The organism is Metabacillus sp. 84 (assembly GCF_050107715.1).
GTDB lineage: Bacteria > Bacillota > Bacilli > Bacillales > Bacillaceae > Metabacillus_B.
The window spans coordinates 659,820-674,509 of the sequence record NZ_JBNILN010000001.1 but is presented as its reverse complement, the minus strand read 5'-3'; the positions used below and the strand labels follow the sequence as shown (position 1 = coordinate 674,509).

Below are 14,690 nucleotides of genomic sequence, written 5' to 3'. Positions count from 1 at the left end.
TCCTTCTTTCCAATAAGGGTGTACCCTTATGATGGACGAGACAAGGAAATTTATGAAAAAAGAATGGGAGAAAAGGATTGACTGAATGCTCATTCATATTTATGATGAGTGTAGGGATGATTTCAGAATATTTGTTTGTTTTAAAAATTTTCCGCACTTAAGGGAGAATCACATACACACGGGATAGGGGGAAAAAGAATGAGCACACTGCTGTGGATCAACTTGGTGGCTTTCTTGCTTGTAACCGCTTACGCTGTTGCGCTGTTTGTTCATTTAATCCGCTCGCGGATCACGTACATCCGCATGGGCAAAAAAGAAGAGTTTGACGGGAAATGGAAGGAACGTTTAGACCGGATTTGGGTTAACGTGTTTGGCCAGAAAAAACTGCTTAAGGATAAAAAAAGCGGAATCATCCATGTGATGTTCTTTTACGGGTTCATCCTTGTCCAGTTCGGAGCTGTGGACTTTATCATAAAAGGAATAGCACCCGGGCAGCATCTGCCTCTTGGACCGCTGTATCCCGGGTTCACTTTTTTCCAGGAGATTGTAACGTTTGTCATTCTGATCGCTGTAGTATGGGCGTTCTATAGAAGGTATATCGAAAAACTTGTCCGTTTGAAGCGCAATTTTAAAGCGGGCCTTGTTCTTATTTTTATCGGGGGGCTTATGCTTTCGGTTCTGCTTGGAAATGCGATGGCGATTATCTGGCATAACCATGAGTTAACGTGGACAGAACCGATTGCCTCATCCCTCGCATATATTCTTGGATTTATGAATGAAACCGCTTCGATTGCAGTGTTTTATGTATCGTGGTGGGTGCATCTGCTGATTTTGCTAACGTTCCTTGTGTATGTTCCGCAATCAAAGCATGCCCACTTGATTGCAGGTCCGGCAAACACCTTCTTTTCAAGAATCGGGCCGCCTGCAAAGCTGGATAAAATTGATTTTGAGGATGAATCCCAGGAATCGTTCGGGGTTGGGAAAATAGAAGATTTCCGCCAGTCGCAGCTGATCGATTTATATGCGTGTGTGGAGTGTGGAAGATGCACAAATATGTGCCCGGCGACAGGGACCGGCAAAATGCTGTCACCGATGGATCTGATTTTGCGGTTAAGGGATCACCTGACTGATAAGGGAGCAGCGGTTACCTCCCAAACCCCATGGGTCCCGGCCTTCGCTTTTGCCAATACGCAGGGAAACCAGCTGGCAATGTCTTCTGCAGGCCAGGCTTCCCGGGAAGCCGCTGCTGCCTCCGCCTACAATCCAAGCCTTATTGGCGAAGTCATTACAGAGGAAGAAATCTGGGCATGTACTACCTGCAGGAACTGCGAAGATCAGTGTCCGGTTATGAATGAGCATGTTGATAAAATCATCGATTTGCGCCGCTACCTCGTTCTGACCGAGGGCAAGCTTGATGCGGATGCGCAGCGCGCCATGACCAACATTGAACGCCAGGGGAATCCTTGGGGATTAAACCGGAAAGAACGCGAAATGTGGCGCGAGGCAAGAGAGGACGTCCAGGTTCCTACGGTGAAGGAGCTTCAGAAGAAGGATGAAGAGTTTGAGTACTTGTTCTGGGTCGGTTCCATGGGCTCGTTTGACAGCCGCAGCCAAAAAATCGCTCTCTCCTTTGCTAAGCTGATGAATGAGGCAGGCGTGAAGTTCGCCATTCTCGGCAACAAGGAGAAAAATTCTGGAGATACGCCGCGGCGCCTGGGGAATGAGTTCCTGTTCCAGGAGCTTGCAGCGAAAAACATCGATGAATTTGAGAAAATCGGAGTGACGAAAATCGTAACGATTGATCCTCACGCCTATAACATTTTCAAAAATGAGTATCCGGATTTCGGACTCAAGGCTGAGGTTTTTCATCACACAGAGCTGCTTGCCCAGCTTGTAAAAGAAGGAAGGCTCAAGCCTTCCCATGAAGTAAATGAGACCATTACCTTTCATGATTCCTGCTATCTGGGCCGCTACAATGAAGTGTACGATCCGCCAAGGGATCTGTTAAAAGCCATACCTGGCGTCAAGCTCATTGAAATGGCCCGCAACCGTGAGTCAGGCATGTGCTGTGGCGCAGGCGGGGGCTTAATGTGGATGGAAGAGGACACAGGAACCCGGATTAACGTAGCTAGGACCGAACAGGCTCTCGCCGTGAACCCAACGGTCATCAGCTCAGGCTGTCCGTACTGCCTGACGATGCTTAGTGACGGCACCAAGGCTAAGGAAGTGGAAGAAACGGTATCGACGTATGATGTGGCCGAGCTGCTTGAAAAAGCGGTCTTCGGGGACATCAAGAAGGAGATTGCATAAAAGGGCTGAAAAGGGCGGCATTTTATTTGCTGCCTCTCCCTTTTTGGGGAAACTGAGCGAGCGTTCAGTCGGTTTTTTGAAAGCGTTTACTATAAATAGAGGAGGAATGCAAAATGGGAAAAACGGTCATTGTCGGAGGCGCACGTACTCCCTTTGGTAAATTTGGAGGGGCATTGCAGGCATTAACAGCATCAGAGCTCGGTGGAATTGCCGTCAAAGAAGCGCTGAAACGAAGCGGTGTCAAGCCGGATGAGGTCGGAGAGGTGATCCTTGGGAATGTTCTGCAGGGAGGACAGGGACAGATTCCATCGCGGCAGGCAGCCCGTTACGCCGGTATTCCATGGGAGGTAAAAACCGAAACCATCAACAAAGTATGTGCCTCCGGTTTGAGAAGTGTTACGCTGGCCGATCAGATTATCCGGGCAGGGGATGAGGACGTCATTGTTGCCGGCGGAATGGAGTCCATGTCCAATGCTCCTTATATCATGCCGAAAGCAAGATGGGGCGTGCGCATGGGAGATTCTCCGGTTAAGGATATGATGGTTCATGACGGACTGACCTGCAGCTTTGAAGGAGTCCATATGGGCACCTATGGAAACTCAACCGCCCTGGATTTGGAGATTACGAGAGAAGCACAGGATGAGTGGGCTTTGCGGAGTCACCAGCGTGCATCAGCAGCGGCCAATAAAGGTGTTTTCAGTGAGGAAATCGTGCCGGTACATGTTCCGCAGCGCAAAGGAGATCCTGTCATCGTGGATAAAGATGAAGCACCCAGGCCCGATACATCCCTGGAAAGACTTGCGGCCCTTAAACCGGTTTTTGGCCAGACCGGAACGATAACGGCAGGCAATGCGCCTGGCGTAAACGACGGGGCGGCGGCGTTTGTGCTGATGAGCGGGGAACGGGCCGAAAAAGAAGGGAAAGCACCGCTGGCAGCCATCCTTGCCCACTCAGCGATAGCGCTGGAAGCGAAGGATTTTCCGAAAACACCGGGGCTCGTCATCAGCGAATTGCTTAGGAAAACAGGGAAGACACCAGCGGACGTAGATTTATTTGAAATCAATGAAGCCTTTGCAGCTGTAGCACTTGCAAGCAATCAGCTTGCAGGCCTTGACCCGGAAAAAGTAAACGTAAACGGCGGAGCAGTCGCGTTGGGCCATCCAATCGGCGCCAGCGGAGCCCGCATTCTGCTTACCCTCATCCATGAGCTGAAAAGAAGGGGCGGCGGGATTGGGATTGCCGCCATTTGCAGCGGCGGCGGCCAGGGCGATGCCATCATGATCGAAGTGTAAAACAATAAGTTCAGGGGGATGGGACATGACTATTCAAACCATTATGGTAATCGGTGCAGGCCAAATGGGCTCAGGAATTGCCCAGGTTTGTGCAATGGCCGGCTTTCGCGTCATATTGCAGGATGTAAAAGAAGAGTTTTTGGAACGCGGTCTTGCTTCAATTTCTAAAAACCTGCAGCGGCAGGTGGACAAAGAAAGACTGGCGCCTGCAGAAAAGGAACACGTCATGGGACGGATTGAGCCTTCACTGGAGATCCAAAAGGCTGGAGAAGCAGAACTGATCATTGAAGCAGCGGTAGAAAATATGGAGATCAAAAAGTCCATTTTCACCCAGCTTGATAAACATGCCGGACCTCAAGCCATTTTAGCAACCAATACGTCATCGCTGCCGATCACGGAGATTGCAGCGGCGACAAATCGTCCGGGAAAAGTGATCGGGATGCACTTTATGAACCCGGTACCCGTCATGAAGCTCGTCGAGATCATCCGCGGCCTGGCGACAGAGGATGCGGTATATGAAGCGGTTGAGGAAATGACCCGCAATCTCCAGAAGGTGCCGGTTGAAGTAAAGGATTTCCCCGGCTTCGTCTCAAACCGGATTTTGATGCCGATGATCAATGAAGCGATCTTTACCCTGTATGAGGGTGTCGCCGGCCCTGAGGCGATTGATGAAGTGATGAAGCTTGGGATGAACCATCCGATGGGGCCGCTGACACTCGCTGATTTTATTGGACTGGATACATGCCTGTACATTATGGAAACGCTGCATGAAGGCTTCGGTGATGACAAATACCGTCCGTGTCCGCTGCTGCGGAAATATGTAAAAGCGGGATGGCTGGGCAAAAAAACTGGCAGAGGCTTTTACGAGTACGCCTAAGCACAAGGGGGATGAACGGTGAATCTTCAATTTACAGAAGAGCAATACATGATGAGGAGAATGGTTCAGGACTTTGCCAGGACGGAAATCGAGCCGTTTGTTGAACGGATGGAGCAGGGGGAGTTTCCAAGGGAGATTCTCAAAAAAATGGGCGGACTCGGTTTTATGGGCATCCCGATCCCTGAAGAGTTCGGGGGAGCGGGAATGGATTTTACCTCTTATATCATCGCCATTCATGAGCTGTCAAAAGTCAGCGCCACCATCGGCGTTATTTTATCCGTCCACACATCAGTCGGAACGAACCCGATTCTTTATTTCGGAAGCGAACAACAGAAAAATCACTATGTGCCGAAGCTTGCGTCAGGAGAGTATCTTGGGGCATTCTGCCTCACCGAGCCGGGAGCAGGTTCAGATGCGGCAAGCCTGAAGACAAAGGCCGTTCTCAAAGGAGATCACTACGTGCTGAATGGCTCCAAGGTGTTTATTACAAATGGTGGAGAAGCGGATGTTTACATCGTTTTCGCCACGACAAGTCCGGCCGCAGGCAGCAAAGGCATTTCGGCATTTATCGTTGAAAAGGACACGAAAGGCTTCGTGATCGGCAAGGATGAGCACAAAATGGGGCTGAACGGGTCGCGCACCGTCCAGATCACACTTGAAGACTGTCACGTTCCAGCCGTAAATCTGCTTGGAGAGGAAGGGCACGGCTTTAAAATCGCGATGGGAAACCTTGATGTCGGACGGATTGGAATCGCCGCTCAATCGCTCGGAATTGCCGAAGCGGCTCTTGAACAGTCGGTCAGCTATGCGGGCCTGCGCCATCAATTTGGAAAGCCGATCTCCCGCCAGCAGGGAATTGGCTTTAAACTCGCCGATATGGCAACAAATGTGGAAGCATCAAAGCTCTTAATCTATCAGGCAGCATCGATGCGCCAAAATGGAATCTCCTGCGGAAAGGAAGCTTCCATGGCAAAGCTGTTTGCCTCTAAAACAGCAATGGAAGTGAGCACGGAAGCGATTCAGGTATTCGGAGGCTACGGCTATACAAAGGATTATCCGGTGGAGCGGTATTTCCGGGATGCGAAGATTTGCGAAATTTATGAGGGAACAAGTGAGATTCAGCGGATGGTTATTTCCAAACATATGACAAATTGAAAACGGGGGATGGGACAGATGCAATTTAAACTTTCGGAAGAACATGAGATGATCCGCAGAATGGTCAGGGATTTCGCTAAAAACGAAGTGGAGCCGACCGCAGCAGAACGGGATGAAGAAGAACGTTTTGACAGAGAGCTTTTTGATAAAATGGCCGGGCTTGGCTTGACGGGAATTCCATGGCCGGAGGAATACGGCGGTATCGGAAGCGATTATCTTGCTTACGTAATTGCAGTTGAAGAGCTGTCCCGTGTATGTGCATCAACAGGGGTTACGCTTTCCGCCCACACCTCCCTAGCCGGATGGCCTGTCTATAAATTCGGCAATGAAGAGCAGAAGCAGAAATACTTAAAGCCAATGGCACTGGGAGAAAAGATCGGAGCGTACGGACTTACCGAGCCGGGTTCCGGGTCTGACGCCGGCGGAATGAAAACCTATGCCAAGCTTGATGGAGATCATTATATCCTGAATGGCTCAAAAATCTTTATTACAAACGGCGGGATTGCTGATATTTACATCGTTTTCGCAGTCACCGATGCCACCCGGAAGCATAAAGGCACCACAGCCTTTATCGTAGAAAGCAGCTATCCGGGATTTTCTGTCGGGAAAAAAGAAAAGAAACTTGGCATCCGTTCCTCGCCGACAACAGAAATCATCTTTGAGGATTGCCGCATTCCTAAAGAGAACATGCTCGGAGAAGAAGGAGAGGGCTTTAAAATCGCCATGATGACGCTGGATGGCGGAAGAAACGGAATTGCTGCTCAGGCTGTCGGAATAGCCCAGGGGGCGCTGGATGCATCAGTAGCCTATGCGAAAGAGCGCCAGCAATTCGGGAAGCCGATTGCCGCCCAGCAGGGAATCGGCTTTAAGCTCGCCGATATGGGCACGAGCGTTGAAGCCGCCCGGCTGTTAACGTACCAGGCGGCATGGCTTGAATCGGAAGGGCTGCCATACGGGAAAGAATCCGCGATGTCTAAGCTTTTTGCCGGAGACGCTGCAATGAGGGTTACGACTGAAGCGGTGCAAGTGTTCGGAGGCTACGGCTACACGAAGGATTATCCGGTGGAGCGTTATATGCGCGATGCGAAAATCACTCAGATCTATGAAGGAACCCAGGAGATTCAGCGACTGGTTATCTCCAGAATGCTTACAAAATAATGCGGGCAAAAAGGGGCCGATCGTATGAGAAGAGAGGTACCGGCTTCCGTAAAGGATGAGCGGCTGATAAAAAAAAGGCGGGATCAAATGATCAAAGGAGCGGTGAGTCTTTTTAAACAAAAAGGCTTTCACCGCACGACCACCCGTGAAATAGCAAAAGCGGCAGGCTTCAGCATCGGCACGCTCTATGAATACATCCGCCAGAAAGAGGATGTCCTTTACCTTGTGTGCGACACGATTTATGACGAGGTAAGAAGCAGGCTGGAAAAAGACATTAATCCGAAGCATGGAACGATCGAAGGGCTTGAAAGTGCGATCGCCAACTATTTTCGGGTCATCGATGACATGCAGGATGAAGTGCTGGTGATGTATCAGGAGGCAAAGTCGCTCTCAAAGGATGCGCTGCCCTATGTCCTCCAAAAGGAAGTGGAAATGGTCGGAATGTTTGAGAATGTGATAGAGAACTGCATGAAAAACGACGCCTTTAAGCTGAGTGAGAGCGAAAAAAAGCTGCTGGCCCATAACATTTTCGTCCAGGGGCAGATGTGGGCATTCCGGAGATGGGCGCTTCAAAAGCTTTGTACCATTGAAGAATACATTTCCTCACAAACCTCTCTCATTTTAACCGGCATTAACCGGCTTCATGAGCAGCCGGAATAGACAATCGCCGCACATGGGGATGGGCGGTGAAACAAGGGGGAAAACGGAACATGTCTATTTATAAGCCAAAGCATGCGGTACGTTTTGTAACAGCTTCAAGTTTATTTGACGGCCATGACGCCTCGATCAACATTATGCGGAGAATTTTGCAGGGAAGCGGAGCCGAAGTCATTCATCTCGGCCATAACCGGTCTGTGGAAGAGGTCGTGAATGCCGCGATTCAGGAAGACGCCCAGGGTATTGCCATCTCTTCCTATCAGGGCGGACACGTAGAATATTTTAAATACATGCTCGACTTGCTGAAGGAAAAAGGGGCCCCCCACATCCGAATCTATGGAGGCGGAGGCGGTGTCATTATTCCTCGGGAAATAAAAGAATTGCACGAATATGGCATTGCAAGGATTTTCTCACCGGAGGATGGCCGGAAAAACGGACTGCAGGGCATGATCAATCAGATGCTCGAGGAATGTGATTTTCCAACCTTTTCAAAGCTTTCCGGGGAGCTTGATGAGCTGAAGCAAGGCAGTGTTACGGCTGTTGCAAAGCTGATTACGCTTGCGGAGACGAGGGCTGGACAGAAGGATGAAGCAGCGGCTGCGCTGGAGCAGGTGATCGAGGAATTGCATAGGTCGGAATCCGCTGCGCCTGTTATCGGGATCACCGGAACGGGTGGAGCGGGAAAGAGCTCATTAACGGATGAATTAATCCGCCGTTTTATGAATGAAATTCCGGAAGTGAAGATTGCCATTCTTTCTGTTGACCCTACGAAGCAAAAAACAGGCGGGGCCCTTCTCGGGGACCGGATTCGCATGAATGCCATTTTTAATCCGAGAGTTTATATGAGAAGTCTTGCCACGAGGCAGTCAAAATCCGAGCTTTCACTGGCCATTCAGGATGCGATTTCTGTTGTAAAGGCAGCGGGCTATGACCTGGTCGTAGTGGAAACAAGCGGAATCGGCCAGGGGGACGCAGGAATTACCGAAATCTGTGACCTGTCCTTATATGTAATGACGAGTGAGTTCGGTGCTCCGACCCAGCTGGAAAAAATCGATATGATCGATTATGCCGATCTCATTGTCATCAATAAATTTGAGCGCAAAGGGTCAGAGGATGCGAAGCGGCAGGTTCAAAAGCAATACCAGCGGAGCCGCACCCTTTTCGAACAGGACCTCGACGAAATGCCGGTTTACGGCACAATTGCAAGCCAGTTCAATGATCCCGGAACAAATACCCTCTTCCAGGCACTCCTGCAAACCATTCGTGAAAAAACAGGAAAAGAATGGAGTTCTTCTCTTGAAACGGTAACAGACGTTAAAAAGCAAAATGTCATCATACCAAGTGACAGGCGCTATTACCTTCGCGAAATCAGCGAGACCGTTCGAAGCTATCATAAAAAGGCCGTGCAGCAAGCAAAAATCGCGACAAAAATCTATCAGCTGGACGGGGTCCTTGAGCTTCTCCCTGAAAGCAAATCAGATGCCGCATCTACATTGCAGGAGCTGAAAAACCATGCCTTGGAGGAGCTGACGAAGGAATCCAGACATCATCTGGAAAGCTGGGAATCATTAAAGGAAAAATACCAGGCCGACCAGTTTGTCACAAAGGTCCGGGACCGGGAGCTTATCACAAAATTGAAAACCGTCTCTTTATCAGGGTTGGCAATTCCGAAGATTTCCCTCCCGTCGTTTAAAGATGCCGGAGATATTTTGCGCTGGATCTACAGGGAAAATGTACCTGGATCCTTCCCATACACGGCTGGAGTATTTCCATTCAAGCGTGAGGGGGAAGACCCGAAAAGGCAGTTTGCCGGGGAGGGAACACCGGAGCGCACAAACCGCCGCTTTCACTACCTGTCAAAGGATGATTCTGCGAAGCGCCTCAGCACGGCGTTCGACTCTGTGACCCTGTACGGAGAAGACCCGGCCCACCGTCCTGATATTTATGGGAAAGTCGGAGAAAGCGGTGTCAGCATATGCACGCTTGACGATATGAAAAAGCTGTATGCCGGCTTTGATTTGTGTGCGCCTTCCACGTCTGTTTCCATGACGATCAATGGTCCGGCGCCGATAATTCTCGCCATGTTTATGAATACCGCGATCCAGCAGCAGCTCGACCGGAAGAAAGAGGAGCTCGGACGCGAATTAAGCGAAGCAGAAAAAGAAGAAACAAAAGCCTATACGCTGCAAACGGTCCGAGGTACGGTGCAGGCAGATATTTTAAAAGAAGATCAGGGGCAGAACACGTGCATTTTCTCGACTGAATTTGCATTAAAGCTGATGGGGGATATCCAGGAATATTTCATCAGTCAGAGGGTAAGAAACTATTATTCCGTTTCCATTTCCGGCTACCACATAGCGGAAGCTGGGGCCAACCCGATCTCCCAGCTTGCATTCACGCTTTCGAACGGCTTCACTTACGTAGAATACTATTTGAGCAGAGGTATGAACATTGATGATTTCGCACCAAACCTTTCCTTCTTTTTCAGCAACGGCCTTGATCCCGAATACACGGTAATCGGACGTGTGGCAAGAAGGATCTGGGCAACCGTCATGAGGGATAAATACGGAGCCAATGAACGAAGCCAAAAATTGAAATACCATGTTCAGACCTCCGGAAGATCCCTGCACGCGCAGGAAATTGATTTTAATGATATCCGGACCACGCTTCAGGCGCTGATGGCTCTCCATGATAACTGCAACTCGCTTCATACGAATGCTTATGACGAGGCGATTACAACACCTACCGAGGAATCGGTGCGCAGGGCAATGGCCATTCAGATGATTATCACAAAAGAGCATGGATTAACGAAAAATGAAAACCCGCTGCAGGGATCATTCATCATTGAGGAACTGACAGATCTGGTTGAAGCGGCCGTTTTAGATGAATTTGACAGCATCAATGAACGCGGAGGGGTACTCGGTGCAATGGAAACCCAGTATCAGCGGGGCAAGATTCAGGATGAATCCATGCACTATGAAATGAAAAAGCACAACGGCGACCTGCCGATCATCGGAGTCAACACATACCTGAATCCAAACCCGCCTTCCGAAGAAGATTTGGATAACATGGAAATTGCCCGTGCATCCAAAGAAGAAAAAGAAACACAGATTCGAAATCTTCAAGCCTTTCAAAAGAAGCATGAAAAGGAAGCGGCTGCAGCCCTTGAAAAACTCCAGCAGACAGCGAGAGCAAACGGCAACCTTTTCAGCGAACTAATGAACACGGTTCAATATGCAAGCCTTGGGCAGATTACCTCTGCTCTCTATGAAGCAGGCGGGCAATACCGGAGAAATATGTAAGGATCAGTCAGGCAGTGCAGGAGCGCTGCCTGGCTTTTTAAGGACTCTGTCAGCCGGAACAAAATCCGCGGGAAACTTCTTCGTTTCAGTTCTTGCTGAACAACAGTTCCAGGCGGCCTTCTGATTTTCATAGGGATGCGGCTCCGTACAGGCAGCTTCAGTAGACCTTTAATTTACGAATACGCTAGCATAAAGTGCTAGAATTTGTTTATAATGAAAGATATGATTTTATGTGTAAAACGGATTTACATAAAGGCGGGAGGGTCCGGACGATCATGTCTGCACCGTCAGCGCTTAAAATAAAGCTTGTACGAATAGGAAAGGGAGTGCCTTACTTTGAGTTTAGCTCAATACTCTGCAGAAGAAATAAAAGAAATGGCATTGATTGAAGTTGCCCGTGAGTTAATGGCAGAAAAAAAACAGCCCATTGATTTTCATGAATTGATGAAGGAACTGACAAAAATGCTTGGTTTAACAAACGAGCAGGTCGAGGAGAAAATTGCTCAATTCTATACGGATTTGAATATTGACGGCCGTTTTATTGCAGTTGGCGATAACCGCTGGGGTCTTCGTAATTGGTACCCGGTTGATACGCTCGAGGAAGAAATGACCGTTGCGCCCAAAGCAAAGAAAACAAAGAAAAAGAAAGCAGCAGCTGTTGTGGATGATTTCGAAGCGGATGATTTTGAAGAGGAAGAAGAAGAGGATCTTGATTTCGACGATCTCGACGATTACGTGGAAGATGACGCAGAAGAAGCGGATACCGATGATACCGATGATGATGCGGATGAAGAGGATCTCGATGAATTGATGGACGAAGATCTTGATGATGAGGACGAAGAGGACCTGGATGAAGATGAGGAAGAAAAGGATTAACAAATCATCTTGACTTTCGACATTGAACTAGGTAATATTTTATTTGGGCTCTTTTAAAGTGCTTGAATGATGATGAATAATATCAGCTCCCTTCTGAGCAATTGGAAGGGGGCTTTCTTATTTTTTCAGGAAGCATACACATATATTTCCATATTTAAAGCTTCCTGCCATAAGGAAGCAAAGAAACAAGCTTCATTGAATCCGTGCTGCAGAAAAGCTCTGCTGTTTTACTAAATTGGCTGAGTTTAGCACAAATTATACAAAGATTGCATCTCGCGAGGGGGAAGACCATCAAATGACAAAGTACATTTTCGTGACCGGCGGTGTTGTCTCATCGCTCGGCAAAGGCATCACGGCGGCATCACTGGGCCGCCTGCTTAAAAACAGAGGATTGAATGTAACCATTCAAAAATTTGATCCTTATATTAACGTGGATCCGGGAACGATGAGCCCGTATCAGCACGGTGAAGTATTCGTGACCGGTGACGGCGCTGAAACGGATCTTGACCTTGGACACTATGAGCGTTTCATCGATATCAACCTGAATAAATACAGCAACGTGACAACAGGAAAAGTATATTCAACCGTATTGAAAAAGGAACGCCGCGGTGACTACCTTGGCGGTACCGTTCAGGTTATTCCCCATATTACGAACGAAATCAAAGACAAAGTGTTCCGTGCCGGCAAGGAAACGAATGCGGATGTCGTGATTACTGAAATCGGCGGAACCGTTGGAGATATTGAATCCCTGCCTTTCCTTGAAGCCATCCGTCAGATCAAAAGCGATATCGGGCGCGACAATGTGATGTACATTCACTGTACGCTTGTGCCTTACATTAAAGCTGCCGGTGAAATGAAAACAAAGCCTACCCAGCATAGCGTGAAAGAGCTTAGAAGCCTTGGAATCCAGCCGAATGTCATTGTAGCCCGGACAGAAATGCCGATTTCTCAGGATATGAAGGATAAAATAGCCCTATTCTGCGATATCGATGCGAAAGCTGTTATTGAGTGCCGCGATGCAGATACACTTTACTCCATTCCGCTCGCCCTTCAGGACCAGAAACTCGACACCATTACTTGCGATCATCTGAAGCTTGATTGCCCTGAGCCAAATATGGAAGAATGGAAAGAGCTTGTCCACCGCGTGACGAACCTTTCCAAAACGACCCGCATTGCGCTCGTCGGGAAATATGTAGAGCTTCAGGATGCGTATATCTCTGTAGTGGAAGCACTCCGCCATGCAGGCTATGCGTTTGATGCAGACATCAGCATTGATTGGATCAATGCAGAAGAAGTAACGGATGAGAACGTGAGCAGCCTACTCGCTCATGCTGATGGAATTCTTGTTCCGGGCGGATTCGGAGACCGTGGTGTCGAAGGCAAAATTGCCGCAACGAAATTTGCCCGTGAAAACCGCGTGCCGTTCCTTGGAATCTGCTTGGGAATGCAAGTAGCCTCCATTGAATATGCAAGAAATGTACTCGGTCTTGAAGGAGCGCACTCTGCAGAAATTGATCCATTGACTCCGCATGCAGTCATCGATTTGCTTCCTGAGCAAAAAGATGTAGAAGACCTTGGCGGAACTCTCCGTCTTGGAATCTATCCATGCAAACTTACCGAAGGATCAAAAGCGATGGAAGCTTATGCCGATGAAGTAGTGTATGAGCGCCACCGCCACCGTTATGAATTCAACAACGAATACCGTCAGGCGATGGAAGAATCCGGATTCATCTTCTCAGGTACGAGCCCTGACGGAAGATTAGTGGAAATTATCGAGCTCAAGGATCACCCATGGTTCGTAGCTTCTCAGTTCCACCCTGAATTTACATCCAGGCCGACCAGACCGCAGCCGCTTTTCCGCGACTTCATCCAGGCTTCATTAAAAGCATCCGAAAAATTGTAAAACGGCAGGCAGGGACAATCCCCTGCGGTGCCTCAAAAAGTGCTCAAGAGCCATGCTCTGAGCACTTTTTGCTGTGCAAACTTTTGCTGTCAAACCAGCTGGCCCCGCTGGACAGGGCGGCGCATAGGCAACCAGCCTTTGCCTCCGTCCCCTGCTCTGCTAAAGCGCTAAACCTCCGGCCCCACTCTGATTGAAGCCAAGCATGACAAGAGATTGCGAGGCCGCGTCTCCGTCCCTGAACAGGCAGAAAAAAGGGGACGGAGGCTGCCTCCGTCCCTTATTATGTCTACTTGTCTCGCTCCGTCCCCTATCCCGCAAAAGCGCTGGGAGAGTAAGGGGGAGAGGTGTCTGCCTCCGACCCCGCTGCCTAATCTTTACGAGGGTCGGAGGCACCAGGCATCTGCCCGCATAGCAAGCAGCACCGTTCTATCATCCCGGCATCAGCATCAGCGAGTACCGCTGCCTAGATTTCCTCCCTGTATTCACTCAGTATTTCTTCCACCGTAAACCGCAAAGCGTAATAAACATAAAGTCCGGTCATGATGGCGGGAAAACCGTAGCGGCTTCCGTCTTCGGCAGGGATCATCGGTTTTTTCAGCTTGGAATCAATATGGATATCTGCAGCGGCAGCCAGTTTGTTTTCGCCGTCAACCGCAGATACTGCCACAACAGGAATTCCATCCTTTTGAAGGGCCTCCGCTAGCTGCACAGCCTCCTCATCTGACGCGAAGCGGGTAAAAATAAGCACCCTGTCAGCCGGCAGGACAGATGCCATGCTGCCTTTTTCCTCAAAAAGAGGCTTTGCGTTTGGGAAGGGCTCGAGGCTGTCAACCGCTTCCGCAACAATTCCCGAAAGCTCGCCAAAGCCATGAATGTAGATGGTTCCGTCTCCTGCACAGCCCTGTGCAAGAAGCCTTCCGCCATCTTCTATTGAAAATTCCTCCTGGCTTTGGATCCGCTGAAATTGACCGGAAAGCTGGGTAGTAAATATTTTTAGCATGCAAAAACTCCTTCACGTTCCGATTGCTTTCCACAGGAATTATACGGAATCCTCCGGCAAAAGACAAAAAGTTTAACATTGTCCAATATCAGGCAGGAAATTGACCATCCAAAAAGAATTAGTATCATAGGTCTAAAAGGATAAAACGTGAAGAGGTGCA

10 protein-coding genes are annotated in these 14,690 nt (G+C 49.0%); 9 read left to right on the top strand and 1 reads right to left on the bottom strand.

The features are described from left to right. Positions 1–198: 198 nt before the first annotated feature. From ACQCV8_RS03345 to ACQCV8_RS03305, 9 genes are all read left to right on the top strand, one after another. Complete coding sequence (locus ACQCV8_RS03345; protein ID WP_426843121.1) at positions 199–2,310, top strand: heterodisulfide reductase-related iron-sulfur binding cluster; 2,112 nt, start codon at positions 199–201, stop codon at positions 2,308–2,310. Positions 2,311–2,423: 113 nt separating this feature from the next. After that, the gene (locus ACQCV8_RS03340; RefSeq protein ID WP_426843120.1) at positions 2,424–3,602 is read left to right on the top strand and encodes an acetyl-CoA C-acetyltransferase; all 1,179 of its coding nucleotides are present in this window, start codon (positions 2,424–2,426) and stop codon (positions 3,600–3,602) included. A gap of 25 nt (positions 3,603–3,627) precedes the next feature. Then, complete coding sequence (locus ACQCV8_RS03335; RefSeq protein ID WP_426843119.1) at positions 3,628–4,479, top strand: 3-hydroxybutyryl-CoA dehydrogenase; 852 nt, start codon at positions 3,628–3,630, stop codon at positions 4,477–4,479. Positions 4,480–4,497: 18 nt separating this feature from the next. Beyond that, the gene (locus tag ACQCV8_RS03330) at positions 4,498–5,634 is read left to right on the top strand and encodes an acyl-CoA dehydrogenase (protein WP_426843118.1); all 1,137 of its coding nucleotides are present in this window, start codon (positions 4,498–4,500) and stop codon (positions 5,632–5,634) included. Positions 5,635–5,652: 18 nt separating this feature from the next. After that, positions 5,653–6,792, top strand: a complete 1,140-nt coding sequence (locus ACQCV8_RS03325; RefSeq protein ID WP_426843117.1) for an acyl-CoA dehydrogenase — start codon at positions 5,653–5,655, stop codon at positions 6,790–6,792. Positions 6,793–6,816: 24 nt separating this feature from the next. After that, positions 6,817–7,452: a TetR family transcriptional regulator gene (locus tag ACQCV8_RS03320; RefSeq protein WP_426843116.1), complete on the top strand. Its 636-nt coding sequence runs from the start codon at positions 6,817–6,819 to the stop codon at positions 7,450–7,452. Between the two features lie 50 nt (positions 7,453–7,502). Continuing rightward, positions 7,503–10,751, top strand: coding sequence for a fused isobutyryl-CoA mutase/GTPase IcmF (gene icmF, locus ACQCV8_RS03315; protein ID WP_426843115.1), 3,249 nt, complete (start codon positions 7,503–7,505; stop codon positions 10,749–10,751). Positions 10,752–11,087: 336 nt separating this feature from the next. Next, positions 11,088–11,627 carry a DNA-directed RNA polymerase subunit delta gene (rpoE, locus tag ACQCV8_RS03310; RefSeq protein ID WP_426843114.1) on the top strand — a complete coding sequence of 180 codons (540 nt, stop codon included), beginning with the start codon at positions 11,088–11,090 and terminating at the stop codon, positions 11,625–11,627. A 295-nt stretch (positions 11,628–11,922) separates the two neighbouring features. Next, complete coding sequence (locus ACQCV8_RS03305; protein WP_426843113.1) at positions 11,923–13,530, top strand: CTP synthase; 1,608 nt, start codon at positions 11,923–11,925, stop codon at positions 13,528–13,530. Between the two features lie 463 nt (positions 13,531–13,993). Here the strand turns inward: ACQCV8_RS03305 and ACQCV8_RS03300 are convergent, their stop codons facing one another. Then, positions 13,994–14,530 (bottom strand): DUF2529 domain-containing protein, encoded by a 537-nt coding sequence (locus ACQCV8_RS03300; RefSeq protein WP_426843112.1) that lies wholly within the window; start codon positions 14,528–14,530, stop codon positions 13,994–13,996. Positions 14,531–14,690: the final 160 nt, after the last annotated feature.